The organism is Sphingomonas sp. AC449, from assembly GCF_979253475.1.
Map to the genome: position 1 here is coordinate 46,226 of NZ_CEEDCZ010000003.1, position 25,919 is coordinate 72,144.

Sequence of the window (25,919 nt, forward strand, 5' to 3'; positions counted from 1 at the left end):
TCAGGCGATGCTCTCCCCGAGCCGTTCCCGTCGGCGGGACGGGAGCCGGTTGATCCAGCGCTGCGCGGGGCGCTCGACGCCGTGATAGAGTGTGATCGACGCGGCGAGGACCAGCGCGAGGAACACCGCCATGATCGGCGGCGCGACATGGGCGGGGTCGCCGACAAACGCCATCCTGTAGGCCTTCCATAACAGCGAATGGCTGAGATAGGTGGCGAAGCTGATCTCGCCGAGATAATGGACGACGCGCCAGCCGAGCGGGTTTGCCGGGTGATTGGCCGTCAACGCGATTGCGAACAGCAGTCCGGCAAGCGCGGTCGGGATGATCGCGATCTCGCCCAGCAGTCCTGTCCCGAACGATACGAATGCGGCCGCGCTCACGACAAGGGCGACGCCCAGCGCCGGCGTGCGTTTGTCGCGAAACCGCAACCACAGCGCACCGAGCGCCGCGCCGGCCGCGAACTGCGTCAGGCAGCGGACCATGCCGAAATACTGCATGGCGTCACCCAGTGCGTGGGCCTGCCGCGACAGCATGACATAGGCGAGGATCGTGAAGCTGCCCGCGATCGCCATCAGCAGGACGATCGTCGGTGTCCGCTTCAGGTCGATCGCGAGCGGTAGCAGCGGGAAGACGAGATAGGCCGCCATCTCGCACGAGATCGACCAGGCTGGATCGTTCCACTGCAGCGCCGCAACGCCGAACGCCTCGCGCGCGACCGGCCAGCATTGCAGCAGCAGCGCATGGAGCGGCAGCATGTCCAGCGGAAATTGCGGATCGGCGGGGCGACCGGTGACCGCCAGCGCCAGCACGATGACCAGCGCGAAGCCGAGCAGGACGAGATGCAGCGGCCAGATCCGCGCGACGCGGCGGAGCAGGAACGACGGGATGCTCGCCCATCGCTGTGTCCCGATCCGGTCGGCATAGCTGAGCCAGATGACGAAGCCCGAAAGCAGGAAGAAGAAGTCGACCGAGAAATAGCCCTTGGCGAGCACGCGCAGCACCGCGTCGGGGACCCCCAGCGAAAAGCGCAGATGGTAGAGCACCACGAACCACGCGGCCAACCCGCGCGCGCCGGTCAACGCCCGCAGCTCGGTCATGCGGGGAGGGCGCCGTGCGCGGGGTCGCGGGTCTGGCGCATCGACCGGAAGCTCGCCTCGCGGCGTTTGCGCGTGAGATAGGTATCGAGGCCGATCTGTGCGCCGAGCAGCATGTAGATGAACGGCTGGAACGCGATCGCGATGAACGCGGCGCCGAGGAGGTATACGAGATGGCCGCTCTGCAACGCGGCGGCGAGCGGGCCGGCCCATGCGAAAGCGCCGTCGGGATCGGCATAGCGGCGGCGCAGCACCTCCATCCTCACCAGTCCGGCGATGTTGAGCAGCAGCCAGAGCGCGAGCCCGAAATAGCCCTGTTCGCCGAGCATCTCGAAATAGGCGCTGTGATAGGCACGCGCCTTGTCCTCCTCGACCTTGCCCGGTGTCGCACCGCCCTCCGCCCCGGCGAGATCGTAGCGGATCCGGTTGCCGCGATACGCCTCGAACCCGCCGCCGAACGGGTGCGACCGGGCATAGTCGATCGTCCATTGCCACACCGCGATCCGCGTCGATGCGGATTCGTCGGCCTGATAGGTCTTGATCGTGTTCATCCGGTTGGTGAAGGTGGACGGCAGGAACGGGATCGCGATCAGTCCGAGCGTCGCGAGGCCGCCGAGATAGAGGATCTTGCGCTTCACCACGCGCAGCGACAGGATCGCGAGCAGGCCGATGCAGAGTAGCCCGGTGCGCGTCGAGGTGCCGACCGGGATCAGCAGGCACGCGAACACGAGCGCGATGCAGAACGCCTGGACGCGACGGTCGGGTTTGAAGATCGTGCCGTGGCGCATGAACCAGAGGATGATCGGGATGATCGCGACCGCGACCGCGCTGATCGTGCTGCCTTCGTAGAGCCCCGAATTATTGTCGACCATCAGGTTGAGCTGGCCATAGCCGCCCCCGCCGCTGGCGATCGTCTTGATCCCGCCGACGATGATGATCGAGGCCGCCGACAGGATCATGAACAGCAGCAGCGCCTCGATCCTGAGCCGGGTCCGCAGCGTCAGCGGCAGGAACGCGGCGAAGGCGAGCGCCTTCCAGACCCAGTCCCATTTCTCCTTTGCCTCGACGGGGAAATCGGCGGCAAGCGTCGTCGCCCAGCAATAGAGCAGCAGCACGACGATGAGCACCTGGCGCGGCGCGACGCGCGTGTCGCGCTTGTCGTCGGCGATCACCCATCCGCCGACCGCGAGCGCAACCGCGATCAGCGAGATCGGCACGGTGTTGAGCAGCAGGTAGGTCAGCCGCTGCGGCGAGACGATGTCGATATAGACATAGGCGAGGACGAGCAGGAACGGCCGCTTGAACCCGAGCGCGAAGAATGCGGCCAGAAACGCGATGAACGCGAGATCACGCACGTGGCGGCGACTCCCGTTTCGCATCGGGCGTTTCGCGGGGCTCGCGGTCGAGATCGGGGCGGCGCAACAGCAGGAACGCGGCGAGCATCATCAGGCCATGCGTCAGGCCGAGCGCGAAATTGTCGATCATCTGCCGGCCTCCCTCCCGCCGCGCGCCATGGGGCTGCGCAGCTGTCATCGCCGGGCGGCGTGCCCGGTGTCGCAGCGCGGGTGTAGCGCGCGGCGGTTGACGCGCCGTTAAGCGCTGTCATGGCAAGACGCCATCACGATGCGCATTCTTCATATCCTCGACCACGGCCTGCCGTTGCAGAGCGGCTACACGTTCCGGACCCGCGCGATCCTGAAAGCGCAGGAGGCGCAGGGCTGGAGCGTCGCCGCCGTCACCGGCCAGCGGCACGGCGCCGCGCCCGCCGCGGTCGAGCGCGTCGACGGGCTGACCTTCTACCGCACGCAGGCCGAACGGCGCGGCGGACCGATCGGCGAGCTGGCGGGCATCCGCGCGTTCGCCAGCCGGATCGAGGCGGCGGTGGACGCGTTCCGGCCCGACATTCTCCACGCGCATTCGCCGGTGCTCGACGCGCTGGCGGGGCTGATCGTGGCGCGGCGCCGCAAGCTGCCGCTGGTGTACGAGATCCGCGCATTCTGGGAGGATGCGGCGGTCGGCAATGGCACCGGGCGCGAAGGCTCGCTGGCGTATCGGACGACGCGCGCGCTCGAGACATGGGCGGTCAGGCGCGCCGACGCGGTTGCGGTGATCTGCGACGGGTTGCGCGGCGACCTGATCGCGCGGGGGATCGCGGGTGACAAGATCATGGTGTCGCCGAACGGCGTCGATCTCTCGCTGTTCGGAACGGTGCCGCCGCGCGACGATGCGCTGGCGACTCAGCTCGGGCTGGACGGCGCCGACGTCGTCGGGTTCATTGGCAGCTTCTATGACTATGAAGGCCTCGACGACCTGATTTCTGCGATGCCCGCGCTGATCGCGCGCCGCCCCGACGCGCGGCTGCTGATGGTCGGTGGCGGGCCGATGGCGGAGGCGCTCGCGACGCAGGCGCGCGAATCGCCGGTCGCCCGTGCGATCCATTTCGTCGGGCGCGTGCCGCATGCCGAGGTCGAGCGCTATTACGGGCTGGTGGACATCCTTGCCTATCCGCGCAAGCGGATGCGGCTGACCGATCTCGTCACGCCGCTCAAACCGCTCGAGGCGATGGCGCAGGGGCGGATGGTGGCGGCATCGGACGTCGGCGGCCACCGCGAACTGATCCGCGACGGCGAGACCGGGACGCTGTTCCCGCCGGACGACCCCGACGCGATCGCCGCGGCGTTGTCGGCGTTGTTCGCGGACCGGTCGGGCTGGGACGCGCGCCGCGTGCGGGCGCGGGATTTTGTCGACAAAGAGCGTAACTGGTCGTCAAACATTTTGCGTTACGAACCCATTTACCATCGGCTGTCCCGGCCGATCAACGGAAAGTCGCATGGCAGCGCTTAGTCCCAATCCCCTGATCCGCCACCTTCCCGTCGGCGCCGCGGTCGCGGTCGCGCTCATCGCGGCCGGCGTCTTCGCGCTGATGCCGGCGGACGCGCTCGAGCAGACGGTCTGGCGCAGCGGGATCGCCGCGCTGATCCCCGCAGCGCAGCCGCCGCTGGGATCGACCGCGCGCGCGGTGCTCGCGCTGGCATTTGCGGCGGTCGGTGCGGCGGTGACGTGGTCCGCGCTGTTCCTGCTGGTCGGACCCGGCGGCCTGCTCGCACCCAAGCGGCACCGCGCGACCGACATACCGAGCGAGCCGCCGAGCGTGCGGCGTGCGGACGCGCATCCCGATGCGCCGCCGCGTCGGCCAATGACCGCGGCCGATCTCGGCACGCCGATGATGGACGTCCACGCCGCCAAGACCGACGAGCCCGAGCGGCCGATCCCGACCGATCTCGACCAGCCGCTTGCGGCGTTCGATCCGCTCGCGATCCTGCCGGTGCCGATGGAGCCGGTGCGCCCCGTCGCGCCGCTGCTCACGATCGCGGATCCACGCCCCGCGGTGGTCGCGTCGGGTGCGATCGTCGAGGATCCCGCAGTCGATGCCAGGATCGATCAGGACGGCGAGTCTGAAACCGTCGCGGTTGCGCCCGAACCCGTCGAAGTGTCGCACGTCGCGACGTCGAACGCTGCGCCAACCGTGTACTGGCCAGCCGAGCGCGGGGTGACGGCGATCGGGTCGGGGCCGACTTTGGTCGTCGATACGCCGGCCCCGGTCCGAGCCGATCCGCCGGTCTCCGCCAGAGGCGACGCGGAGCCCTCGATCGAGTCGCTGTTGCGCCGGCTCGAGCAGGGCAGCATGCGGCGGCAGCGGCGCAGCGCCGGCTGACTCTTCGGACATACCCGTCCCCCGTGAAACCGCTTCGGATCGCAGGCGGCCTCTGATACCCATTGCTCGAAAAGCGCAAGGGAGGGGTCATGACGGATAGCGTACGACGGACGGACGCGGCAGTCGGGCAGGGGGGTATCCGGGGCGAACCCGACCGGCATGAGGCGATCGATACGCAGCCGGGCGCGACGCCCTATGCCTGGTACGTCCTGTCGATCCTGTTCCTCGTCTACATCCTCAATTTCGTCGACCGGCAGATCATCTCGATCCTGGCCGAGGACATCAAGCGCGACCTGGGGCTGAAGGACCAGGATCTCGGTTTCCTGTACGGGACCGCGTTCGGCGTCTTCTATTCGCTGTTCGGGATCCCGCTCGGCCGGCTCGCGGACAATTGGCACCGCGTCCGGCTGATGACGATCGGGCTGTCGCTCTGGTCGGTGATGACGGCACTGTCGGGGCTTTCGAAGAGCGGGGGGCATCTCGCCGCGGCGCGGATCGGGGTCGGGATCGGCGAGGCGACCGCGAGCCCCTCGGCCTATTCGCTCATCTCGGATTATTTTCCCAAGCGGCTGCGCGCGACCGCGCTGTCGATCTATTCGGCGGGGCTGTACGTCGGCGGAGGCTTCAGCCTCTTCATCGGCGGTCTGATCGTCCAGAACTGGAACCGGATGTATCCGGGCGGCGGTCCACTGGGGCTGGTCGGGTGGCAGGCCGCGTTCATGGCGGTCGGGATCCCGGGCCTGCTGCTCGCCTGCTGGATCGCGACGCTCAAGGAGCCGATCCGCGGACTCGTCGAGGGCCTGCCCGAGCCCGACAAGCATCCGGCGCCGTTCAGGGCGTTTGCCGGCGAGCTGCTGACGATCGTCCCGCCGTTCACGCTGATCGGCGCGGCAATGGGGGGCGCGCGGGCGTTCGCGCTCAACATCGCAGGACTGGTCGTCGTCGTCGCGGGGGTGCTGGGGCTGATCGCGCTCGGCGAGCCATGGCCGCAATGGACCGCGATCGGGATCGGCGTCTACGCGGTCTTTTCCTGGGCCTGCGCGCTCAAGCGTCGCGACGCGCCGACCTTCGCGCTGATCGTCGGCACGCCCGCCTTTCTGTTCACGGTCGTCGCGTACGGTCTGAACGCATTCCTGAGCTATGCGGCGAGTTTCTGGGCGGCGCCCTATGCGCTGCGCGTCCTGAACGTCGCGCCGTCGAGTGCGGGGTTCATGATCGGCGGGCTCGGCGCGCTGGCCGGGTTCCTCGGCCTGACGATCGGCGGGGTGGTGTCCGACCGGCTGCGCAGGCGGCATCCCGGCGGGCGGCTGTGGGTCGTGATCTTCGGGGCGGTCGTGCCGACGCCGTTCCTGATCCTGGCGTTCACCGCGACGTCGCCGGTGCCCTTCTATATCGGCCTGTTCATCGCGCAGATCACCGCGAGCGGGGCGCTCGGCGCCGCGGCCGCGACGACTCAGGACCTCGTCCTGCCGCGGATGCGGGGTACGGCGACCGCGACGTTCTTCATCGGCACGACGCTGATCGGTCTCGCGCTCGGGCCTTATCTGGCGGGGCGCGTGTCGACGCTGACGGGAAGCCTGTCGATCGGGATGCTGTCGCTGCTGGCGAGCGTGCCGATCACGCTGGTGGCCGCGATCGCGGCGTGCCGGATGGCGCCCGCCGCGGAGGCATCGCGCGAGGCGCGTGCGCGCGCGGCCGGCGAGGTGCTCTAAGGGCAGGTGAAAGCCACCCCTGCCGGTTGGCGGCAGGGGTGGTGGACCGGTCAGGCGGGCTGGAACACGCCGCAGGCGATGCGGCCGCCGCTGTTGCCCGCGGGATCGGTCATGAGATCGTCGGGACCGGCATGCACGACGAACGCGGCGCCGTCGGCATCGAGCAGCCCCGCCATCGTCGCGCCGGGGATGGTCACGCCGACCGTGCCGCGGCCATCGGTACCGATGATGAGGTTGGGCAGGTCGCCCTCATGCGGGCCCTGCGGGTTCATCGACCCGTGCTTCATCGAGGTCGGGTTCCAATGGCCGCCTGCGGTGGTGAAGTCGGGCGCGTCGCAGCGGCCGGTGGTGTGGACATGGACGCCGTGCGTGCCCGACGGCATTGCCTTGGCATCGACCGTGAAGCGCAGCCCGCCCGCAACCTCGGTGGCTGTCGCGCGGCCGACATCGACCCCCGCCGCGGTCATCAGCATCGCACCCGCGCGCTGGCCACCGGCCACCGGCGTGCCCGTGTCGAGACCCTTCTGCTCGCACGCGGCAAGCCCTAGAGCCGCGGCTCCGATCGTCATCATGGTCACTACGCGCATGGTCGTCTCCCTGTTGTTAGCCTTGATAGCATGCGAACCCGTCAGCGATCCCCCGGTTCCGATCGCGTGACGAGCGGCCATCGTGCAACGGGCTCATAGGTCGCGCCGGCATGGTCGAGATGGCTGCGATACAGGATCAGATGCGGCAGCACGAAGGGGTCGCTCGCGAGCGCGGCGTTGCGCGCGATCCAGGCCTCGATCTGTGCGCGATCGCCGAGCGTGCGCGCCAGCCGGGCGATCGTCAGATGCGGCAGATACGCACGCCGTTCCGGGGCAATACCGACGCGGACGAGCGCGTGATCGATCTTGCGGTGGAGCGCCGCGAGCGGCGCGGCGGGCTTGATGCCGGCCCAGAGCGTGTCGATCCGCCCGCGCTTCTCGAACGTGCCGACGCCCGCGATCGCGACCGTCGGCGCATCGGCATGGACCTGCGCCAGCACGTCCGCGACGTCTTCGGCGACCGCGCGCTCGACCTCGCCGATGAAGCGCAGCGTCACGTGGAGCTGTTCGTCGTCCTGCCAGCGCGCGCCCGCGACGCCGTCCATCACGTCGAGGAGGCCGTCGCGGACGGAACGGGGCGGACGCAGGGCGACGAACAGGCGTATCATGACCCGGCCGATGCTACGCCTCGCCGCGGCGCGAAGGAACCACGGCGCTTGAAAAACGTCGAGCAAGGGACGATATTTGCGGTAACCGGCGTTATGCCGGACAGAGGAGTTATATTCACCATGGCTAATTGGTCTGACCCCCGGCCCGGCGCCGCGTCGTTCGGAACGACGGCCAGCACCGATCGATCGTCGTCCTATGACGCCGGACTGCGGTCGTACATGTTGTCGGTTTACAATTATATGGGATCCGGCGTCCTGCTGACGGGCATCGTCGCCCTTTTGTTCTCCTGGGGTGGGGCGACCTCGCCCGCCGCACAGGTCTTCATGGGCGGCGGTCCGCTCAAGTACGTGATCATGTTCGCGCCGCTCGCGATCGTGTTCGGGATGAGCTTCGGTCAGAACCGGATGAGCACCGCGACGCTGCAGATGCTGTTCTGGGGCTTTGCGGTCCTGATGGGGCTGTCGCTCTCGACGATCTTCCTCGTGTATAGCGGCACGTCGATCGCCGGCGCGTTCTTCGCGACCGCGGCAGGCTTTGCCGGGCTGAGCCTCTACGGTTACACCACGAAGCGCGATCTGTCGGCATTCGGCACGTTCCTGATCATCGGGGTCGTCGGTCTGATCGTCGCGAGCCTGATCAACCTGTTCCTGCAGTCGGGCATCATGCAGCTGGTCATCAGCGGCGTCGGCGTGCTGCTGTTCGCAGGTCTGACGGCGTATGATACGCAGCGTACCAAGAGCCTGTACATGCAGGTCGCGGGCACGGACATGGTCGGCAAGGTCGTGATCATGTCGGCGCTCAGCCTGTACCTCGACTTCATCAACATGTTCATGTTCGTCCTCCGCCTGTTCGGCAGCAGCCGCAACTAGTCGATGCGACCATGACGGTCCTGGACCCGGCGGGAAACCGCCGGGTTTTTTTGTAAGCTCAACTGAAGGGATGACGATCCGCGATGCGGCTGTCGATCGAAGTGCGTCTGGACTACGGGATCCTGGGCGACGCGGACGTATTGCTCCAGATCGAGGCGGCGGCGATGGCCGATCAGCGCATCGAGCACCAGTCGCTGACGCTGTGGTCGGACAGCCCGATCCGCGCGGTGCCGGGCGAGGACGGTATCGGGCAGCGATGCTGGGCGCGCGGACATGGCAGGCTGACCGCGGAGTATAACGCGATCGTCCGGGTCGAGCGCCCGGTCGTCGCGCTGGGGGCCTATGGGGTAACGCCGCCGCGGCTGCTGCCGGGCGACGTCACCGCCTATCTGCTGCCCAGCCGCTATTGCCAGTCGGACCGGTTCGAGGGGTTCGTCGGGCGGCAGTTTTCCGGTCTCGAGGGCGGCGCGCTCGCCGCAGCGCTGAGCGCATGGGTGGGCAACGCGCTCGATTACCGGATGGGGTCGAGCACGGGCGAGACGTCCGCGCTCGATACGTTCGCGTCGCGATCGGGGGTGTGCCGCGATTACGCGCATCTGCTCGTCGCGCTCGCGCGCGCGGGCGGGATCCCGGCGCGGTGCGTGTCGGCCTATGCGCCGGGGGTCGATCCGCCCGACTTCCACGCGGTCGCCGAATTGTGGCTCGACGACGCGTGGCGGCTGGTCGACCCGACCGGGATGGCATCCTGCGGCGACATCGCGCGCGTGTGCGTCGGCCGCGATGCGACCGACATCGCGTTCATGACGGTCTTCGGGCAGGCGACGCTCTGGACGCAGACGGTCAAGGTCCGCGCGCTCGAGCAGGAACACCCGCCACGCTGGACCGTTTGACACCCGGAACAATATACGAGGAAGACCCCATGACCGACATCGACAAGAGCGCGCTCGACAGTCTCTCCGTCGCGCCTGCGGCGGATCCGGATGCCAGGACCGGCGGCCGCGATCCCCGTCAGGAAGCCGGGCAGGACAAGTCGATCGGCAAGCGCCTGCAGAAGAACCCGTCGAGCAACGACGCCCGCCTCGACAACGCGCTCGACGAGTCGATGGACGCGAGCGATCCGCCCGCATCGACGCAGCCCGTCCACAACCAGAGGCCGGCGAAGTCGTCGGGCTATGACGAAGAGGCCGAACGCAAGCTCGCCGAGAAGTCGAACTGACGCCCGGCGGTGCCGTCGTCGCTGACCCGCCAGCGCGACGGCACCATCTGTTGAGACGTTTCCCCCGCCGGTTCGCCGGAATTTAGCACTAATCTGTCACAATCCCCTCGGTTGGTCGCTATCATGTTGCGGCGCAATGCGTTTCATGATGCCTTGACCGCGTGGCAGGATGACGCGGCTGGTTTGCTGATCTCGAACACAAGCGCCGTCTTTCCCGTGATGTTTCAAGGCGGGGTGATGATATGGCTTCCAGAATGAAACCGGCCCGGGGGATCACGACCCTCGCCGAGATGAAGGAATTCGCGGGCTTCTCGAGTGCGACGCAGCGGTTCATCCGCCGGTCGCTCGACGTTGGGCTCGAGCGCGAGGATGCCATGGTCCGCTGGTCGCGCGACGTCGTCGAGGCGGCGAGTATCCGGGCGCAGGCGCGATTGTACGAGCGCCTGCCCGAGCTGCGACAGATCATCCCTGACGACAAGGGGCTCAACGCGGTCGAGCCATTCCTGGGGCGGCTGGTGACCTTTGCCGCGTTCGATCTCGGGCAGGGTCGGCTGACGAGCTTTTCCGCGTTCCGGTTCCTCTACGAGCGGCTGGTCGGCGCCGAGATCCGGCCGTGGCTGCCGTCCGCCTTCTGCGCGGCGGCGGCGTTGCCGCATCTCCACCCCGAATTGCGGCGCGCCCTACTCCAGTCGATCAGCGAGTCGGCGGCGACCGCGTCGGGATGGTCGAACCTGCAGCCGGCGTTCTTTCCGCACTGGGTCGAGAAGGTCGACGGCGGAACCTCGCTCGCGCAGTAGGTCGCGCGGGCGCTAGCGGCACGCACGCCAGCCCATCGCGCCGCGCTCGGCCTGGTCGAGGTGCAGGTGATCGGCGTGCGCCGCGTTATAATCGGGCGAAAGCGTCGTCGCGAAGACGGTGCAGGCGCCGTCGCGGACGTCGTGGAGGAAGCCGGCCTTCGGATCGTCGCCCTTCCAGTCGCGCGCGACGGTGATGCGCGTGCCGTCTGTCAGGCGGAAGCCCGCGACGTCGACGGCATTCGCGGTCGAATGCTCGCTCCACGTCCCCGCGTCGCGGCCATAAATACGCCTGCAGCTATAGCTGCCGAAGTGATCGATGCTGGCGACCGCTTTCCCAAAATGGCGTTGCGCGGCAGGCTGGACGACGGTCCATTCCCACATCGTCAACGCCGCGGCGACCGGGCATGCGATCCCGAGCCCGGCGGGCGCGAAGGCGATGCGCCGCGCGCCGCCGGGGGCAAAGCGGACGCCGTCGCTATAGCCGCACTGGCCCTCGCCCGAGCGCGGCGGCAATGCGGTGTAGGCGACGCCCGCAGCATCGAGGAGCGCACGGCAGGCGGGGAAGTTCTGCCGGAGCGCGACGAGCTTGCGCCCCGTCATCATGCCGACGGGCTGGCCGAGATCGAGCGGGGTCCATGGCAGGTCCTGCGGCCGGCCGCGCAGCGTCGCCCAGAGCAGCAGGCCGAGCGCGCCAACGACGACGAGCCCCGTCAGCCACCCGAGCGTTCTGCGCAGCGCCCGCATCACCCGCGCACGGCGCTCGACAGACGCTCGCGCGTGATGGGATAGCCGAGGTCGTCGGGGATGCACAGATACCCCTCGCCCTCATGCGTCTCCGACCACGGTGTCACGGTGCGGACCGGGTGACGCCGCGCATCCGCGACCGCCGCGTCGAAATCGGCAAATCTTGCGAGACGTTCGAGATTGCGGCGCGTCGGAAAGATGATCTGCGCGCGTCCCGCGTCGGCGTCGTCGAGGATCTGTTGCGCGGTCGCCCAGAGGAGGCGGCTGTTCTCGGTGCCGTCGACGACAGGGTCGGGCATCTCAGCGGGCAGCCGCACGAGATAGAAGCGCGTGTCGAAGATCCGGGCATGCACGTGCGCCGGTCGCCAGCGCGCAAAATATTCGAGCGCCATCGGGTCGATCGCGGTGCCTGCCATGTCGATCGCGTCGGCGAGCGAGCGGCCGCTGCCCAGTGCGTCGCGCAGGATGCGGAGTTCGGGTGCTGTGGGTAGCGGGGTCAGGCCGATCGCAAGACCGACTTCCTCGATCGTCTCGCGGATCGCGGCGATCCGCGCGGCGACGTCACGATCGACCGCGGGATCGTGTAGCAGTCGTGCCGCCAGATCATGGTCGCCGGGATCGATCCGGCCGCCTGGAAAGACGAGCGCGCCACCGGCGAATGCCATCGACGCCGCCCGCTCGACGAACAGCAGTTCGGGCGGACCCGGGCGCTGCTCGCGAAAGATCACGAGCGTCGCGGCGGGGATTGCGGGGGGCATGTCGGGCGGCGGGTTTGCGGTCATCTGATCGACGTAACGCACGAGGGGCGATTGCAGCCAGCCCGGCCGGATTTAATCATGAAACGGGGAGGGGCGTGCCCTCCCCATCGAGCCTCAGCCCTCGCTGCCAAGCGTCTTCTTGGCGGCCTCGATCGCGGTCTTGCCGGACTTGCGGACCGACTTGACGGCGTCACCAGCCGCAGCCTCGACCTTCGAGCCGGCCTTGCGACCCAGACCGATCGACTTGGCCATCGCGCGACGGGCTTCCGAATAGGTCGCAGCGACCATCGGATAGTCCGCCTTGAGGTTGAAGCGCTCACGATACTGCTCCGGCGTCATGCCGTGCGTCGACAGATGACGGCGCAGCGTCTTGTACTTCTTGCCGTCGATCATCGAGACAATATGGTCGGGCGACGAAAGCGACTTGCGCACCGTCACGGCAGGCTCATAGGTCTGGCCGTCGGTCGCTTCGGTCTCCATCGACGTGCCGGTCGACAGCTTGGTGACGGCAGCGTGCATCGACATCAGAAATGCCGGTACGTCTTCAGCCGTCGTACGCGTATTGGGGTTCGCAAGCCAGGCGGCGGTCAGCTCGGCAGCAAGTTCGACAACATTGATTGTATCAGTCACACGGTATCCTCGAAGATGAAAATGATCCCCTCCGCCGCAGCGGTTAGACCTGAACGAATGAAAATAACACCCGTGAAAATGATTAAAGTGCTCAATCGATAGCAAATTATGGGACATTGACCTTTCCGGCCGATTAAACTTGGCGCGTCAGACGTGGCCAGGCGGGGGGATTGATCTGCGGCGCGGGCGAGCCATGCCGGCATGATAAGCGGTCGTTTCGGAAGCTATTGCGCGTCGACGAGCAAGGTCGGGGCTAGATTTTCCGGTATCCTATATTGCCATCACGGGGGCCGGTGCCGGTCGCCGGGCAGGAACCCACCACCCGGGAACGCGGCGACGCCCGGGCGCGCGAGGGACTGGCAATCGCGACCGGCTTGCGGTAGGGGCGCCGACAGCCGGGACGGGTGGCCGAGTGGTTTAAGGCAGCGGTCTTGAAAACCGCCGTAGGGGCAACTCTACCGTGGGTTCGAATCCCACCCCGTCCGGGCTGTTCTCCGATATCTCCATCAGCATGATCGGCACGGCGTGGCGGTTGCGCTTTCGGGCCGCGTCGGGCAGCAGGGCGCGATGGATCTCGACGCTCTGCTCTATCATTATTTCGGTGCCGACGACGTCGATGCGCTGACGCCGGCCGCGATCGACGAGGGCAGGGCGCGCGTGATGATCGACTTTGCGACCGAGCGCGACGCCGGGCGGCGGTTCGCACTCTGGTCGATGCTCGCGGCGTTCGGCGATGCGCCCGATCCCGAAACAGCGTTCAAGGCGCCCGCCGAGCGCGCCGCGGCGCTGCGCTATGTCCGCGCGCTGCGATCGGTCGACGACGGCGACGACTGAACGCGGTTCGCCCGCCCCCGCGATCAGCGGTCGCGATGCGTGGGATAATTTAGCCGGAGCACGCGTTGGACACGCTTAGTCTTCAACGAAAGCCAGCTTCATGAACATCGACCTGACAGGACAGGCCGCGATCGTCACCGGCGCGAGCTCGGGCCTAGGCAGAGCCTCCGCGCTGCTGTTCGCGCAGGCGGGTGCCAAGGTCGCGGTCAACTACAACAGCAACAAGGATGCCGCCGACGACGTCGTCGACCGGATCGTCGCGGGCGGCGGTACGGCCTTCGCGATCGGGGCGGATACATCCGACGAGGATGCGGTGATCGGCATGTTCGACGAGACGGTCGCGCGGTTCGGCGGGGTCGACGTGGTGTTCGCCAATGCCGGGATGCAGAAGGACGCCGCGTACGCCGACCTGTCGCTCGACGACTGGAAGCGCGTGATCGACGTCAATCTGACGGGGCAGTTCCTCGTGTCGCGCGAGGCGGTACGGCGGTTTCGCGCGCAGGGCGATCGCGGGTTCGGCCGGGCGATCGGCAAGATCCTGTTCATGAGCTCGGTCCACGAGACGATCCCCTGGGCGGGGCATGCGAATTACGCCGCGTCGAAGGGCGGCAGCGGGATGCTGATGCGGACGCTCGCGCAGGAGGTCGCCGAAGACCGGATCCGCGTGAATGCGCTGGCGCCTGGCGCGATCCGCACCGACATCAATGCCGATGCGACCGAGGATGCCGACAAGCTTCTCGAGCTCATCCCCTATGGCCGGATCGGCGATGTCGACGACGTCGCACGCGCGGCGCTGTTCCTCGTTTCCGACGCGGCGGACTATATCGTTGGCTCGACGCTGACGATCGATGGCGGGATGAGCCTCTATCCCGGGTTCCGCAACAATGGTTGACCGGCCCGGCGAGCGGTCCGCCGAGACGCGCCAGCCATCGGCGATCCGCGATCATGGTGCGATCGGCAATCTCGAGACGGTGGCGCTCGTCGACCGCGACGGGGCGATCGATTATATGTGCTGGCCGAACCTCGACAGCCCAAGTGTCTTTACCGCGCTGCTCGACGATGCCGGGCAGGGCGGTCTTTTCTGGGTGCGCCCCGAGCTTCCCGACGCGCGCGTCATCCAGATGTACGTACCCGAGACCAACGTGCTGATGACGCGGTGGATGAACGACGAGGCGAGCGTCGACCTGATCGATCTGATGCCCGTCAATGTCGAAGACGACGACACGCCGCCGCGACTGTTGCGGCAGGTGATCTGCACGCGGGGAACGGTGACGATCGACATGCGCTGTGCGCCACGGTTCGACTATGGTCGCGAAGGGCGCAAGGCCACGATCCTGCCGAGCGACGAGGGCTATTCGCGCGGCCAGTTCGACCATGACAGCGGGCTCGCGCTGACGCTGCATGCCAATGCCGCGCTGATCGCGGAGGACTGCGACCTGACGGCGCGGTTCACCATGTCCGCGGGCGAGCGGGCGGCGATCGTGCTGAGCAATCCCGACGACGTGCGGATCGATGCCGAGGCCGCGCACGCGATCATCGATGCCGATATCGAGTATTGGCGCGGCTGGAGCCGGCAGTCGACCTATCGCGGGCGGTGGCGCGAGACCGTCGAGCGATCGGCGATGGTGCTCAAACTGCTGACGTCGCGGCGGCACGGCTCGATCGCGGCGGCGGCGACGTTCGGGTTGCCCGAGGCGAAGGGCGGTGTCCGCAACTGGGATTATCGCGCGACGTGGATCCGCGACTCGTCGTTCACCGTCTACGCGCTGCTGCGCATGGGGTTCGGGGCGGAGGCGCAGGCGTTCACGCGTTGGGTGATGGGGCGGGTGCGCGAGGACGATGGCCGGCTCGGCGTGATGTACGCGCTCGACGGCGGCGCGATCGCCGAGGAACAGTCGCTCGACCATCTCGGCGGTTTCGGGGGGGCGACGCCGATCGTCGTCGGCAACGACGCGCACGACCAGATCCAGCACGACATTTACGGGGCACTGCTCGACGCGACCTATCTCAGCAGCAAATATGGCGGGACGGTCTCGCACGACGGCTGGATGGCGATCGTCGATGTCGTCGACAAGGTCTGCGCCACGTGGGAGCAGCCCGATTCGGGAATTTGGGAGGTGCGCGGGCCGCCGCGCCATTACCTCCACTCGCGGCTGATGAACTGGGTCGCGGTCGATCGTGCGCTCCGTCTTGCCGAAAAGCGCTCGCTGCCCGCGCCGTTCGTTCGCTGGGCCGAAACGCGGACGCAGATCCACCAGGACATCTGGAACAGCTTCTGGAACGAGGACCTTGGCCGCTTCGTCCGCAGCAAGGGCGATACCCCCAAGGATCTCGCGGTCGATGGCGCGATGCTGATGATGCCGCTGGTGCGGTTCGTCTCGCCGGTCGATCCGAAGTGGCTCGCGACGCTCGAGGCGATCGGCAAGGACCTGTCGGACGATGGCCATGTCTATCGGTACAAGATCGATGACGGCCTGCCGGGGCGCGAGGGCTCGTTCGTCGCATGCTCGTTCTGGTACGTCGAGTGCCTTGCACGCGCGGGACGGCTCGACGAGGCGCGGTGGAATTTCGAAAAGCTGATGGCGTATGGCAACCATCTCGGCCTGTTCGCCGAGGAGATCGCGGAGGACGGCAGCTTCCTGGGGAACTTCCCGCAGGCGTTCAGCCATCTCGCGCTGATCAGCGCCGCCTATTATCTCGATCGTGCGCTCGACGATGGCGGCCCCAAGGCGTGGGCATGAGGTGAAATGAGGGGCCGGCGGGAGCGACCGCCGGCCCTTCCGCATCAGGTCGAGAACAGGTCCTTGAACTGCCGCGGCTGCGAGCGGAGATACTGGTTGGATGCCTTTACATGCCCGCCGAGATGCGCGGCGGCGTGCCACGGCCAGCGCGGATCGTAGAGGATCGTGCGGGCGAGCGCGACGAAGTCCGCATCCCCTGTACCGATGATCGCCTCGGCCTGCTCATAGTCGGTGATCAGACCGACCGCGACGACCGGGATCGATACCGCCTGCTTGACCTGCCGTGCGAGCGGGACCTGGTAGCTGGGGCCGACCGGAATGTCCTGATCCGCGCTCAGCCCGCCGCTCGATACGTGGATCGCGTCGCAGCCACGCGCCTCGAGCGCCTTGGCGAAGGCGACCGTCTGTTCGCCGTCCCAGCCGCCCTCGACCCAGTCGGTGCCCGACACGCGCATCGTCACGGGGCGATCGGCGGGGAAGGCGGCACGGACGGCATCATAGACTTCGAGCGGGAAGCGCATCCGGTTCTCGAGGCTGCCGCCATAATCGTCGTCGCGGCGGTTCGAGAGCGGCGAGAGGAATTCGTGGAGCAGATAGCCGTGCGCGCCGTGAAGCTGGATCGCGTCGATCCCGAGCCGCGCCGCGCGCACCGCGGCCGCGGCGAACGCATCGCGCAGCCGGGCGAGGCCGTCGCGGTCGAGCGCTACCGGCGGGTTCTCGTCGGGGAGGAACGCAGTCGCCGAAGGGGCTTCGGTCTGCCACCCGTTGCGCGCGCCCGGCGCGATCTGCTTGCCGCCGTTCCACGGCACCTCGCACGACGCCTTGCGACCGGCATGCGCGAGCTGGATACCGATCGGCATGTCCGACCAGCGCCGCACGCTGTCGAGCGTCCGCGCGATCGCGGCCTCGCTGGCATCGTCGTAGAGCCCGACATCGCCATAGGTGATCCGCCCCTCGGGCGTGACCGCGGCGGCCTCGATCATCAGCAGCGCCGCACCCGACAAAGCAAGGTTGCCGAGATGGATCAGGTGCCAGTCGGTCATGCACCCATCGACCGCGGAATATTGGCACATCGGCGCGATGACGATGCGGTTGGCGAGATCGAGCTGGCCGACCCTGGCGGGCGTGAAGAGCTTCGGGCCGCTCATGCTGGCATGGCCTCGACGGAGTGACGGATATGCATGGTGGAGCCTTTTGACATGGACACGCCGGGACAACGCGCTGCGCTGCAATAGGAGCCGGTGCGCGACCCGCCAATTCGCTCCATCACGATCGTGCTGCAATGCGCAGTTACGGTGGGCGCGAAAAGCAGCCGAAGCGGGAACATTGGCGCGAGCAGGCGGGTTCTCGCCCTGACATGCCGATCTACGGCTAAAATACCGTATGTCGGCGAAAATTCCTGGGGGTCCGCATTGCATATTCTGCCTGATACGCTCGAGGCCGGTTCGGCCTATCCGCTCGGCGCCACGTTCGACGGGCTGGGGGTCAATTTCGCGGTGTATTCGGCCAACGCCGAGAAGATCGAGCTGTGCGTCTATGACGAGAATGGTCGGCGCGAGCTGAAGCGCTATCCGCTGACCGAATGGACCGACGAGGTCTGGCACGGCTATCTTCCCGATGCGCAGCCGGGGCTCGCCTATGGCTACCGCGCCTATGGCCGCTATGCGCCCGAGGAAGGCCACCGCTTCAACCCGAACAAGCTGCTGCTCGATCCCTATGCCAAGGCGATGACGGGCGAGCTGCGCTGGACCGATGCGATGTACGGCTATCAGGTGAAGTCGTCGCGCGAGGATCTGAGCTTCGACCGCCGCGACAATGCGCTGACGATGCCCAAGGGCGTCGTGACCGACAGTCATTTCGACTGGTCGCGCGACGTGCGGCCGAACACGCCCTGGTCCGAGACGGTAATCTACGAAGCGCACGTCAAGGGCCTCACGCAGCTGTTCGAGGAGGTCCAGCCGTCGGAGCGCGGGACGTTCGCGGCGCTGGGCAACCCCAAGGTGATCGATCACCTGAAGCGGCTCGGCGTCACCGCGCTCGAGCTGTTGCCGATCCATACCTATACGCAGGACCGGTTCCTGCAGGAGAAGGGGCTGCGGAACTATTGGGGCTACAACACCCTCAATTTCTTCACCCCCGAGCGGTCGTTCTTCGCGACCGACAGCCATAACGAGCTGCGGCGGTCGATCCGGCGGCTGCATGCGGCGGGGATCGAGGTCATCCTCGACGTCGTCTACAACCATACCTGCGAAGGGTCCGAGCAGGGACCGACGCTGTCGTGGCGCGGGCTCGACAATGCGAGCTATTACCGGCTGGTCAAGGATCAGCCGCGCTTCTCGATCAACGACACGGGAACGGGGAACACGCTCAACCTTACCAAGGCGCGCGTGATCCAGATGGTCGCGGATTCGCTGCGCTACTGGGCGACGAGTTTCGGGATCGACGGGTTCCGGTTCGATCTCGGGCTGACGCTGGGGCGGACGGATGACGGGTTCGATCCGGGTGCCGGGTTCTTCGACGTGCTGCGGCAGGACCCGGTGCTCGGCCGGTTGAAGCTGATCACCGAGCCGTGGGACATCGGGCCGGGCGGGTACCAGCTCGGCAATTTCCCGCCGGGCTTTGCCGAGTGGAACGACAAATACCGCGATACGGTGCGCAAGTTCTGGCGTGGCGACCATGCGCAGCGTGCGGATCTGGCGGCGCGTCTGACGGGGTCGGGCGACCTGTTCGACCGGCGCGCGCGGCGGCCCTGGGCGAGCGTCAACCTGCTCGGTGCGCATGACGGATACACGCTGGCCGATACGACGACGTACGAGGAGCGGCACAACGCGGCCAATGGCGAGGGCAATCGCGACGGCCATTCGAACAATTGTTCGCGCAACTGGGGTGTCGAGGGGCCGACCGACGATCCCGAGATCGCCGAGACGCGCAAGCGAGTCGCGCGGTCGATGCTGACGACATTGTTCGCGTCGCTCGGCACGCCGATGCTGGTGGCGGGTGACGAGTTCGGGCGGACGCAGGGTGGCAACAACAACGCCTATTGCCAGGACAACGAGATCAGCTGGCTCGACTGGACACAGGCGAAGTCGGCCGAGGGCGATGCGCTGATCGACTTCACCGCGCGGCTGACCGCGTTGCGCCGCGACTATCCGATGCTGCGCGCGAACAACTTCCTGTACGGCGACGACACACCCGCGGAAGGTCTGAAGGATATCGAATGGTGGGACGAGCGCGGCGTCCAGCTGTCCCCCGAGGACTGGGAGAACACCAACGGGCGCGCGCTGGTGATGCGTCGCGCGGCGCAATGCCCCGACGGCAGCGTGCAGGTGATCTCGCTGCTCCTGAACGCCTCGGAAGGGCCATTGACCTTCACCATGCCGCCACCCGCGGACGTCGAGCGCACCGTGCTGATCGACAGCGCCAAGCCCGATCAGGCGCCGATGGCGATTGCCGACAGTTATGACCTGCCGGCGCAGGGCGCGGCGTTGCTCACCTGGACGATGCAGCCGTGACGCAGCGTGCGTGGGGGCCGCAGCGCGACGCGAACGGGACGCTGTTCCGCCTCTGGGCGCCGGATCGCGACGCGGTGACGCTCGAGATCGACGGTGCGCCTACGACGCCGATGTGGCGCGATGCGGAAGGCTGGTTCACCGTCGAGGCGGAAGTCATGGCGGGGGCACGCTATCGGTTCCGGCTCGACGATGACGATGACGATGTCGTCCCCGATCCGGCATCGCGACAGCAGGATGGCGGGGTCCACGGCTGGAGCGTCGTCGTCGACCCCGACGCGTATCGCTGGCGGACCGACTGGCAGGGACGCGCCTGGGAGGAGATGGTCATCCAGGAGGTCCATGTCGGCGCGCTGGGTGGCTTTGCCGGCGTGGCGACGCACATCCCCCGGATCGCCGCGATGGGCGTTACCGCGATCGAGCTGATGCCCGTCAACGCGTTCGGCGGCACGCGCAACTGGGGCTATGACGGCGTGCTGCCCTATGCCGTCGCCGAAAGCTATGGCACGCCGGACGCGCTCAAGGCGCTCGTCGATACCGCGCACGAGCACGGCGTCGCGGTGTTCCTCGACGTGGTCTACAACCATTTCGGCCCCGACGGGAATTACCTCGGCGGCTATGCAAGCCCGTTCTTCCATGCCGATGTCGACACGCCGTGGGGCGGCGCGGTCGCGGTCGACCGCGAGCCGGTGCGGCGGTTCTTCATCGACAACGCGCTGATGTGGATCAACGAATACCGGATCGACGGCCTGCGGTTCGATGCCGTGCACGCGATCGACGACGATGCGTTCCTAGACGCGATGGCGCGCGAGATCCGTGCGTCGACGGGCGACCGGCGCGTCCACCTCGTGCTGGAGAACGAGCGCAACGATACCGAGCGGCTGCGCGCCGAGGCGTACGACGCGCAGTGGAACGACGACTTTCACAACGTCCTGCACGTCCTGCTGACGGGCGAGACGAGCGCCTATTACGCCGATTTCGCCGATCGACCTGCGGAACGGCTCGCGCGGTGTCTTGGCGAGGGCTTCATCTACCAGGGTGAGGGGTCGCCGAACCATGACGGGCGCCCGCGCGGTAAGCCGAGCGGTCATCTGCCACCGACCGCGTTCGTGTCGTTCCTGCAGAACCACGACCAGATCGGCAATCGTGCGCTCGGCGAGCGGCTGACAATGCTCACCGATCCGGCGCGGCTGCGTGCGGCGACCGCGTTGCTGCTGCTGTCGCCGCAGATCCCGTTGCTGTTCATGGGCGACGAGGCGGGGAGCGATACCCCGTTCCTGTTCTTCACCGACTTTCACGACGAATTGGCCGATGCGGTCCGGGAGGGACGGCGGAAGGAATTCGCGAAGTTCGCGGCGTTCGCCGACGAGGACGCGCGCGCGGCGATCCCCGATCCCAATGCGCTGGCGACGTTTTCCGCGTCGGTCCCGCGCGACGGACCAGACGCGGGGCGGTGGCGCACCCTCTATTCGGACCTGCTGGCGCTTCGGCACCGCGTGATCATGCCGCGGCTGCGCGGCGCAATGGCGATGGGTGCCGAGGCGATCGGCGAACGCGCCGTCGTGGCGCGGTGGCGAATGGGCGATCGAGCGGTGCTGACGATCGCGCTCAACCTTGGCGACGAGGCGGTCGTGTTTCCCGCGGTCGAGGGCGACATGGTGTTCGCCGATGGGACGACGGACGCGGGGCCGTGCGTCAGGGTCTGGCTGTCGCAATGAGCAGGCTCCACGCGCTCGCACGCCTCGCGGGGCTGCAGCCTGAGTGGCAGGATGCGGGCGGTCGCGCGCAAACCGTATCGGACGATGCGCTCCGCACGATCCTCGCCGCGCTGGGGCTGCCTGCCGCAGACGATGCCGCGATCGCCGAAAGCATCGCCGCGGCCGAGGCGGACCGCGCCGCGCCGCCATCCTTCGTCTCCGCCGATGCCGGAACGTCGTTCACGATCGCCGGGGTGGATGGGCCTGCGATCCTGCGGTTCGAGGACGGGGCGACGCGCGACATCCTCGTCGACGCCGGGCAGGTCCCGGCGATCGATCGGACCGGCTATCATGTGCTCAAGATCGGCGACCGTCGTATCGGCGTGGCGATTGCCCCCGAGCGCTGCTTTTCGGTCGAGGACCGCGTCGCAGGCAAGCGGCTCTGGGGCCCCGCGGTGCAGATCCCGAGCTTGCGCGATGCGGGACCGAACGACTTCGGGGATTTCGGTTCGCTCGCGGCCGCCGCGAGCCACTTCGCCGCAGCCGGCGCCGACATGATCGCGATCAGCCCGACGCACGCGCTGTTCCCGAGCGATCCGCACCGCTTCAGCCCCTATGCCCCGTCGAGCCGGCAGTTCGTCAACGTCATGCTCGCGAGCACGGACATGGTCGATCGGTCGGAGGGGGCTGCAGACGATGACCTGATCGACTGGGTGTCGGCTTCGCCGGTCAAGCTGCGCGCTTTGCGGCATGCGTTCGATACGCTGTCCGAGCAATCTCGCGCCGATCTGGCGGCGTTTCGCGCGGCGGGGGGCGAGGCGCTCGGCTGGCACGCCGCCTATGATGCGATCCACGCCCATTTCTTCGCAGCAACGGGGGCACGGGGCTGGCAGGACTGGCCCGAGGCGTTTCGCGATTGCGGGAGCGATGCGGTCGCGCGGTTCATCGACGAGCACCGTGCCGACTGTGACTTCCATGTCTTCCTGCAGTGGCGCGCGGTGACCGGACTGGCCGCCGCGCAGAAGGCGGCGATCGATGGGGGCATGGCGCTCGGCCTGATCGCCGATCTCGCGGTCGGCATGGACGCGGGTGGCAGCCATGGCTGGAGCCGCGGCGGCGACCTGCTGACGGGGTTGTCGATCGGCGCACCACCCGATCCGCTCGGGCCCGATGGACAGGCCTGGGGGATCACCGGGTTCGACCCGCGTGCGCTGGTACGGTCGGGCTTTGCGCCGTTCATCGCGACGATCCGCGCTGCGCTCACGCATGCGGGTGGGTTGCGGATCGATCATGCGTTCGGACTGCGACGGCTCTGGGTCGTGCCCGACGGAGGCTCGGCCGCCGAGGGTGCGTATCTCGACATGCCGTTTGCCGACCTGATGCGGATCATCGCGATCGAGTCGCACCGCGCGCAGGCGGTGGTGATCGGCGAGGATCTGGGCACGATGCCCGACGGGTTTCGCAAGGTCATGGACGCGCGCGCGATGCTCGGCATGCGCGTGCTCTGGTTCGAACGCGGCGCGGATGGCGCGTTCGTCCGGCCGGATCGCTGGTCGCGCGACGCGGTCGCGATGACCGGGACTCACGACCTCCCGACGATCGCCGGATGGTGGCGCGGCCGCGACATCGACTGGACGTGGCGATTGGGCCGCAGTGCCGAGGCGGCGGACGAAGCCGCGGACCGGGCGAACCGGGCGCTGGATCGGTCACGGCTGTGGACGGCGCTTGGTGCGGATGGTCCCGAACCGGCGCCCGAGGACCCGGCCGCGGTGATCGATGCCGCGATCGCGCACGTCGCGCGGACGCCGTGCGCACTTGCGATCGTCCCGTTCGAGGACCTGCTCGGCCTCGTCGAGCAGCCCAACCTGCCGGGGACGACCGACGAACATCCGAACTGGCGGCGGCGGATGCCGGACACCGTCGACGTCCTGCTGCGTCATCCCGACACCGCCCGCCGTGTCGCCCTTCTCAATACCGCGAGACCCTCATGACGCCACGCGCGACCTATCGCATGCAGTTCCACAAGGACTTCACCTTCGCCGATGCGGAGGCGCAGGTCCCGTATCTGGCCGCGCTCGGGATCAGCCATCTCTACGCATCGCCGATCACGACCGCGCGGACGGGATCGACGCATGGCTATGACGTGGTCGATCCGACGCGGATCAACCCCGAACTGGGTGGCGAGGACGGCTTTCGGCGGCTCGTTGACCGGCTCGCGGCGCACGGCATGGGGGTGATCGTCGATATCGTCCCCAACCACATGGGTGTCGCGGGCGGCGAGAACCACTGGTGGCAGGACGTGCTCGCGCGCGGGGAGCACAGCGATTTTGCGGCCTTTTTCGACATCGACTGGCGTGAGAAGATCGTGCTGCCGATCCTCGGCGACCCGCTGCGGCAGGTGATCGACGAGGGCGGGCTTGCGGTCGAGACGATCGACGGGACACCCATGCTCGTCGCCTATGGCGAACACCGGCTGCCGTTGCGGCCCGAGGACCGCGCGACTGCGGCCACCGACGATCTCGCGACGCTCGTCGGGCGCCAGCATTACCGACTGGCGTCGTGGCGGACCGCGAACGACGATCTGAACTGGCGGCGCTTCTTCACGATCAACGATCTTGCCGGGTTGCGCGCGGAGGATCCCGCGGTGTTCGAGGCCACGCATGCGCTGTTCTTTAGGCTGTATGCGGACGGGTTGATCGACGGGGTGCGCGTCGATCATGTCGACGGACTGACCGATCCGGCGGGCTATTGCCGGATGCTGCGCGCCCGGTTCGATGCGATCGAGCCGAAGGCGGGGCGCGGCCCGGCCTATATCGTGATCGAGAAGATCCTGGCGGAGGGCGAACCGCTGGCGACCGACTGGGGCGTCGACGGCACGAGCGGGTACGACTTCATGGCACAGGTCACGGCGCTGCTCCATGACCCGGCCGGGGCGGAGCCGCTCGCGGCGCTGTGGGCGGAGGTCAGCGGACGATCCGCGACGTTCGAGCCCGAGGAACTGCGCGCGCGGCAGGAGATGCTGTCGTGGCAGTTCGAGGGGCAGTTGCAGCGGTGCGTCGAGGCATTCGTCGCGCTCGCCCGGTCGACACCCGCGTGCGACGGGCTGACCGCGGGCATGATACGCCGTGCGATCGAGCGGCTGCTCTGGGTGTTTCCGGTCTATCGCACCTACGGCACGGGCGACGCCGCACCGGTCGCGGATGCCGCGATCCGCGCGACCGCGCGCGACCGTGTCACGCCCCATCTCGCGCCGGGCGAAGCCGTGGTCGTCGACCGGATCCTCGACTGGCTGGCGGGGGAGGGGCCGGGCGGTGCCGAGCGTGCTGCGGACGCGGTCCGCCGGTTCCAGCAACTGTCCGCCCCGATCGCGGCGAAGGCGGTCGAGGACACCGCATTCTATCGCTATGGCCGGCTGCTCTCGCGCAACGACGTCGGGTTCGATCCCGCGGCGTTCGCGCTGGGCAACGACGAATTCCATGCCCTGATGCGCGGGCGTGCGGCAGACTGGCCGCGGGCGATGCTCGCGTCGGGGACGCATGACCACAAGCGCGGCGAGGATGTCCGCGCGCGGCTCGCGGTATTGTCCGAGGTGTCCGCGCTGTGGCGCGAGCACGTTACCGCCTGGCTGGCACAGGTCCGCGCGATCGACGCGACGATCGCGCCCGACGATGCCTATATGCTGTTGCAGACGCTGTTCGGCGCATGGCCCGAAGCACTGCTGCCCGACGACGCGACGGGACTGGCGCGCTATGCCGAACGGATCGTCGGCTGGCAGGAAAAGGCGTTGCGCGAAGCCAAGCTGCGTTCGTCCTGGGAGGACCCCGACGAGGCTTACGAAAAACGGTGCCACGATCTCGTCGGCGTGCTGCTCGATCCCGAACGGTCGGCGGCGTTCCTCACGGATATGGCGGGCCTCGTCGACGCGACGCAGCGTGCGAGCGAGGCCAACGCGCTCGTCCAGACCGCGCTGCGCTATACCGTTCCGGGCGTGCCGGACCTGTATCAGGGCGCCGAGCTTGCCGATCTCAGCCTTGTCGATCCCGATAACCGCCGGCCGGTCGATTATGCCAAGCGGCAGGCGCTTCTGACGGACGGGGGGAGCGCCAAGCTCGGCCTGATCGCCGAACTTCTGGCGTTGCGTAAACGCCAGCCACTGGTCTTTGCGGAAGGGTCCTATGTCCCGATCGGGGTGATGGGCGACCGCGCGGACCATGTGCTCGCCTTCGAGCGGACCGCGGGCGGGACGACGCTGCGCGTGGCGATCGTGCTGCGCGGGGCAGCGCTCGCCATGGACGCAGCGGGAGCGGCGGGCGACTGGTGGGGCGACACCCGGCTTGCGACGGGAGAACGGGCAGCCGACCTCTTCGTCGCGCGGCCGGTGTGGTTCGACCTGCACGAATAGGCGT

General features: G+C 67.9%; 23 protein-coding genes and 1 tRNA gene. 15 read left to right on the plus strand and 9 right to left on the minus strand.

Annotation, left to right across the window (positions count from 1 at the left end):
- From AC0CH3_RS06850 to AC0CH3_RS06860, 3 genes are read right to left on the minus strand one after another with little or no spacing between them, the layout of a single operon-like run.
- Positions 1 to 1,098, minus strand: coding sequence for an acyltransferase family protein (locus tag AC0CH3_RS06850; protein ID WP_354299811.1), 1,098 nt, complete (start codon positions 1,096 to 1,098; stop codon positions 1 to 3).
- Entirely contained in the window at positions 1,095 to 2,450 is a 1,356-nt protein-coding gene (locus tag AC0CH3_RS06855) for a putative O-glycosylation ligase, exosortase A system-associated (protein WP_354299812.1), read from the minus strand. The genes AC0CH3_RS06850 and AC0CH3_RS06855 overlap by 4 nt, the downstream gene beginning before the upstream one ends.
- Entirely contained in the window at positions 2,443 to 2,580 is a 138-nt protein-coding gene (locus AC0CH3_RS06860) for a hypothetical protein (protein ID WP_200916308.1), read from the minus strand. The genes AC0CH3_RS06855 and AC0CH3_RS06860 overlap by 8 nt, the downstream gene beginning before the upstream one ends.
- Before the next feature lie 138 nt (positions 2,581 to 2,718).
- Here AC0CH3_RS06860 and AC0CH3_RS06865 point away from each other — a divergent pair, with 138 nt between their 5' ends.
- The 3 genes from AC0CH3_RS06865 to AC0CH3_RS06875 all read left to right on the plus strand — a co-directional run bounded on the left by AC0CH3_RS06865 (position 2,719) and on the right by AC0CH3_RS06875 (position 6,522).
- Positions 2,719 to 3,939 carry a TIGR04063 family PEP-CTERM/XrtA system glycosyltransferase gene (locus tag AC0CH3_RS06865; protein ID WP_354299814.1) on the plus strand — a complete coding sequence of 407 codons (1,221 nt, stop codon included), beginning with the start codon at positions 2,719 to 2,721 and terminating at the stop codon, positions 3,937 to 3,939.
- Positions 3,926 to 4,810: a hypothetical protein gene (locus AC0CH3_RS06870; RefSeq protein WP_465237717.1), complete on the plus strand. Its 885-nt coding sequence runs from the start codon at positions 3,926 to 3,928 to the stop codon at positions 4,808 to 4,810. The genes AC0CH3_RS06865 and AC0CH3_RS06870 overlap by 14 nt, the downstream gene beginning before the upstream one ends.
- An 89-nt stretch (positions 4,811 to 4,899) precedes the next feature.
- Positions 4,900 to 6,522 carry a spinster family MFS transporter gene (locus AC0CH3_RS06875; protein ID WP_354299817.1) on the plus strand — a complete coding sequence of 541 codons (1,623 nt, stop codon included), beginning with the start codon at positions 4,900 to 4,902 and terminating at the stop codon, positions 6,520 to 6,522.
- Positions 6,523 to 6,572: 50 nt separating this feature from the next.
- Here AC0CH3_RS06875 and AC0CH3_RS06880 read toward each other — a convergent pair whose 3' ends face one another.
- Positions 6,573 to 7,109, minus strand: coding sequence for a superoxide dismutase family protein (locus tag AC0CH3_RS06880; RefSeq protein ID WP_333993352.1), 537 nt, complete (start codon positions 7,107 to 7,109; stop codon positions 6,573 to 6,575).
- 41 nt (positions 7,110 to 7,150) lie between these two features.
- Positions 7,151 to 7,717 carry an RNA 2',3'-cyclic phosphodiesterase gene (thpR, locus tag AC0CH3_RS06885; protein WP_354299818.1) on the minus strand — a complete coding sequence of 189 codons (567 nt, stop codon included), beginning with the start codon at positions 7,715 to 7,717 and terminating at the stop codon, positions 7,151 to 7,153.
- Positions 7,718 to 7,837: 120 nt separating this feature from the next.
- Between thpR and AC0CH3_RS06890 the strand changes: the two genes are divergently transcribed.
- The 4 genes from AC0CH3_RS06890 (at position 7,838) to AC0CH3_RS06905 (ending at position 10,600) form a co-directional block, all read left to right on the plus strand.
- A complete protein-coding gene (locus AC0CH3_RS06890; RefSeq protein ID WP_056022939.1) occupies positions 7,838 to 8,587 on the plus strand; it encodes a Bax inhibitor-1/YccA family protein in 750 nt (249 codons plus the stop codon).
- A gap of 83 nt (positions 8,588 to 8,670) precedes the next feature.
- The gene (locus AC0CH3_RS06895; protein WP_354299819.1) at positions 8,671 to 9,477 is read left to right on the plus strand and encodes a transglutaminase-like domain-containing protein; all 807 of its coding nucleotides are present in this window, start codon (positions 8,671 to 8,673) and stop codon (positions 9,475 to 9,477) included.
- Between the two features lie 29 nt (positions 9,478 to 9,506).
- Positions 9,507 to 9,803 carry a hypothetical protein gene (locus AC0CH3_RS06900; protein WP_354299820.1) on the plus strand — a complete coding sequence of 99 codons (297 nt, stop codon included), beginning with the start codon at positions 9,507 to 9,509 and terminating at the stop codon, positions 9,801 to 9,803.
- 254 nt (positions 9,804 to 10,057) lie between these two features.
- Positions 10,058 to 10,600, plus strand: coding sequence for a hypothetical protein (locus AC0CH3_RS06905; protein ID WP_354299822.1), 543 nt, complete (start codon positions 10,058 to 10,060; stop codon positions 10,598 to 10,600).
- Between the two features lie 12 nt (positions 10,601 to 10,612).
- On the opposite strand, the gene AC0CH3_RS06910 is transcribed toward AC0CH3_RS06905, so the two are convergent.
- From AC0CH3_RS06910 to AC0CH3_RS06920, 3 genes are all read right to left on the minus strand, one after another.
- Positions 10,613 to 11,344 carry an extensin-like domain-containing protein gene (locus tag AC0CH3_RS06910; protein WP_354299823.1) on the minus strand — a complete coding sequence of 244 codons (732 nt, stop codon included), beginning with the start codon at positions 11,342 to 11,344 and terminating at the stop codon, positions 10,613 to 10,615.
- Positions 11,344 to 12,102 (minus strand): NUDIX hydrolase, encoded by a 759-nt coding sequence (locus AC0CH3_RS06915; RefSeq protein WP_457325458.1) that lies wholly within the window; start codon positions 12,100 to 12,102, stop codon positions 11,344 to 11,346. Before AC0CH3_RS06915 ends, AC0CH3_RS06910 begins: the two co-directional genes overlap by 1 nt.
- Before the next feature lie 114 nt (positions 12,103 to 12,216).
- Positions 12,217 to 12,732 (minus strand): Ros/MucR family transcriptional regulator, encoded by a 516-nt coding sequence (locus AC0CH3_RS06920; protein WP_056022951.1) that lies wholly within the window; start codon positions 12,730 to 12,732, stop codon positions 12,217 to 12,219.
- A 398-nt stretch (positions 12,733 to 13,130) separates the two neighbouring features.
- Here AC0CH3_RS06920 and AC0CH3_RS06925 point away from each other — a divergent pair.
- The 4 genes from AC0CH3_RS06925 to AC0CH3_RS06940 all read left to right on the plus strand — a co-directional run bounded on the left by AC0CH3_RS06925 (position 13,131) and on the right by AC0CH3_RS06940 (position 16,307).
- Positions 13,131 to 13,217 (plus strand) — tRNA-Ser (locus AC0CH3_RS06925).
- 40 nt (positions 13,218 to 13,257) lie between these two features.
- The gene (locus AC0CH3_RS06930) at positions 13,258 to 13,566 is read left to right on the plus strand and encodes a hypothetical protein (RefSeq protein ID WP_354299825.1); all 309 of its coding nucleotides are present in this window, start codon (positions 13,258 to 13,260) and stop codon (positions 13,564 to 13,566) included.
- Positions 13,567 to 13,666: 100 nt separating this feature from the next.
- Positions 13,667 to 14,458 carry an SDR family oxidoreductase gene (locus tag AC0CH3_RS06935; RefSeq protein WP_354299827.1) on the plus strand — a complete coding sequence of 264 codons (792 nt, stop codon included), beginning with the start codon at positions 13,667 to 13,669 and terminating at the stop codon, positions 14,456 to 14,458.
- Positions 14,451 to 16,307: a glycoside hydrolase family 15 protein gene (locus AC0CH3_RS06940; RefSeq protein ID WP_465237718.1), complete on the plus strand. Its 1,857-nt coding sequence runs from the start codon at positions 14,451 to 14,453 to the stop codon at positions 16,305 to 16,307. The genes AC0CH3_RS06935 and AC0CH3_RS06940 overlap by 8 nt, the downstream gene beginning before the upstream one ends.
- Before the next feature lie 44 nt (positions 16,308 to 16,351).
- On the opposite strand, the gene AC0CH3_RS06945 is transcribed toward AC0CH3_RS06940, so the two are convergent.
- Positions 16,352 to 17,455 (minus strand): NADH:flavin oxidoreductase/NADH oxidase, encoded by a 1,104-nt coding sequence (locus AC0CH3_RS06945; RefSeq protein WP_354299831.1) that lies wholly within the window; start codon positions 17,453 to 17,455, stop codon positions 16,352 to 16,354.
- A gap of 264 nt (positions 17,456 to 17,719) precedes the next feature.
- Here AC0CH3_RS06945 and glgX point away from each other — a divergent pair, with 264 nt between their 5' ends.
- The 4 genes from glgX to treY are packed head-to-tail and all read left to right on the plus strand — an operon-like array spanning position 17,720 to position 25,915.
- A complete protein-coding gene (gene glgX / locus AC0CH3_RS06950; protein ID WP_354299833.1) occupies positions 17,720 to 19,819 on the plus strand; it encodes a glycogen debranching protein GlgX in 2,100 nt (699 codons plus the stop codon).
- Complete coding sequence (treZ, locus tag AC0CH3_RS06955; protein ID WP_465237719.1) at positions 19,816 to 21,534, plus strand: malto-oligosyltrehalose trehalohydrolase; 1,719 nt, start codon at positions 19,816 to 19,818, stop codon at positions 21,532 to 21,534. Before glgX ends, treZ begins: the two co-directional genes overlap by 4 nt.
- The gene (gene malQ, locus AC0CH3_RS06960; protein WP_354299837.1) at positions 21,531 to 23,504 is read left to right on the plus strand and encodes a 4-alpha-glucanotransferase; all 1,974 of its coding nucleotides are present in this window, start codon (positions 21,531 to 21,533) and stop codon (positions 23,502 to 23,504) included. Before treZ ends, malQ begins: the two co-directional genes overlap by 4 nt.
- Positions 23,501 to 25,915, plus strand: coding sequence for a malto-oligosyltrehalose synthase (treY, locus tag AC0CH3_RS06965; RefSeq protein ID WP_354299839.1), 2,415 nt, complete (start codon positions 23,501 to 23,503; stop codon positions 25,913 to 25,915). Before malQ ends, treY begins: the two co-directional genes overlap by 4 nt.
- Positions 25,916 to 25,919: the final 4 nt, after the last annotated feature.

What these genes read in the sequence shown, in the direction of transcription:
- AC0CH3_RS06880 (WP_333993352.1), bottom strand. Translation starts at nt 7,109, where the DNA reads ATGCGCGTAGTGACCATGATGACGATCGGAGCCGCGGCTCTAGGGCTT.
- AC0CH3_RS06860 (WP_200916308.1), bottom strand. Translation starts at nt 2,580, where the DNA reads ATGATCGACAATTTCGCGCTCGGCCTGACGCATGGCCTGATGATGCTC.
- AC0CH3_RS06915 (WP_457325458.1), bottom strand. Translation starts at nt 12,102, where the DNA reads ATGCCCCCCGCAATCCCCGCCGCGACGCTCGTGATCTTTCGCGAGCAG.
- AC0CH3_RS06890 (WP_056022939.1), top strand. Translation starts at nt 7,838, where the DNA reads ATGGCTAATTGGTCTGACCCCCGGCCCGGCGCCGCGTCGTTCGGAACG.
- AC0CH3_RS06945 (WP_354299831.1), bottom strand. Translation starts at nt 17,455, where the DNA reads ATGAGCGGCCCGAAGCTCTTCACGCCCGCCAGGGTCGGCCAGCTCGAT.
- AC0CH3_RS06940 (WP_465237718.1), top strand. Translation starts at nt 14,451, where the DNA reads ATGGTTGACCGGCCCGGCGAGCGGTCCGCCGAGACGCGCCAGCCATCG.
- treY (WP_354299839.1), top strand. Translation starts at nt 23,501, where the DNA reads ATGACGCCACGCGCGACCTATCGCATGCAGTTCCACAAGGACTTCACC.
- AC0CH3_RS06895 (WP_354299819.1), top strand. Translation starts at nt 8,671, where the DNA reads ATGCGGCTGTCGATCGAAGTGCGTCTGGACTACGGGATCCTGGGCGAC.
- AC0CH3_RS06900 (WP_354299820.1), top strand. Translation starts at nt 9,507, where the DNA reads ATGACCGACATCGACAAGAGCGCGCTCGACAGTCTCTCCGTCGCGCCT.
- AC0CH3_RS06905 (WP_354299822.1), top strand. Translation starts at nt 10,058, where the DNA reads ATGAAACCGGCCCGGGGGATCACGACCCTCGCCGAGATGAAGGAATTC.
- thpR (WP_354299818.1), bottom strand. Translation starts at nt 7,717, where the DNA reads ATGATACGCCTGTTCGTCGCCCTGCGTCCGCCCCGTTCCGTCCGCGAC.
- AC0CH3_RS06935 (WP_354299827.1), top strand. Translation starts at nt 13,667, where the DNA reads ATGAACATCGACCTGACAGGACAGGCCGCGATCGTCACCGGCGCGAGC.
- malQ (WP_354299837.1), top strand. Translation starts at nt 21,531, where the DNA reads ATGAGCAGGCTCCACGCGCTCGCACGCCTCGCGGGGCTGCAGCCTGAG.
- AC0CH3_RS06865 (WP_354299814.1), top strand. Translation starts at nt 2,719, where the DNA reads ATGCGCATTCTTCATATCCTCGACCACGGCCTGCCGTTGCAGAGCGGC.
- AC0CH3_RS06910 (WP_354299823.1), bottom strand. Translation starts at nt 11,344, where the DNA reads ATGCGGGCGCTGCGCAGAACGCTCGGGTGGCTGACGGGGCTCGTCGTC.
- AC0CH3_RS06850 (WP_354299811.1), bottom strand. Translation starts at nt 1,098, where the DNA reads ATGACCGAGCTGCGGGCGTTGACCGGCGCGCGCGGGTTGGCCGCGTGG.
- AC0CH3_RS06875 (WP_354299817.1), top strand. Translation starts at nt 4,900, where the DNA reads ATGACGGATAGCGTACGACGGACGGACGCGGCAGTCGGGCAGGGGGGT.
- AC0CH3_RS06870 (WP_465237717.1), top strand. Translation starts at nt 3,926, where the DNA reads ATGGCAGCGCTTAGTCCCAATCCCCTGATCCGCCACCTTCCCGTCGGC.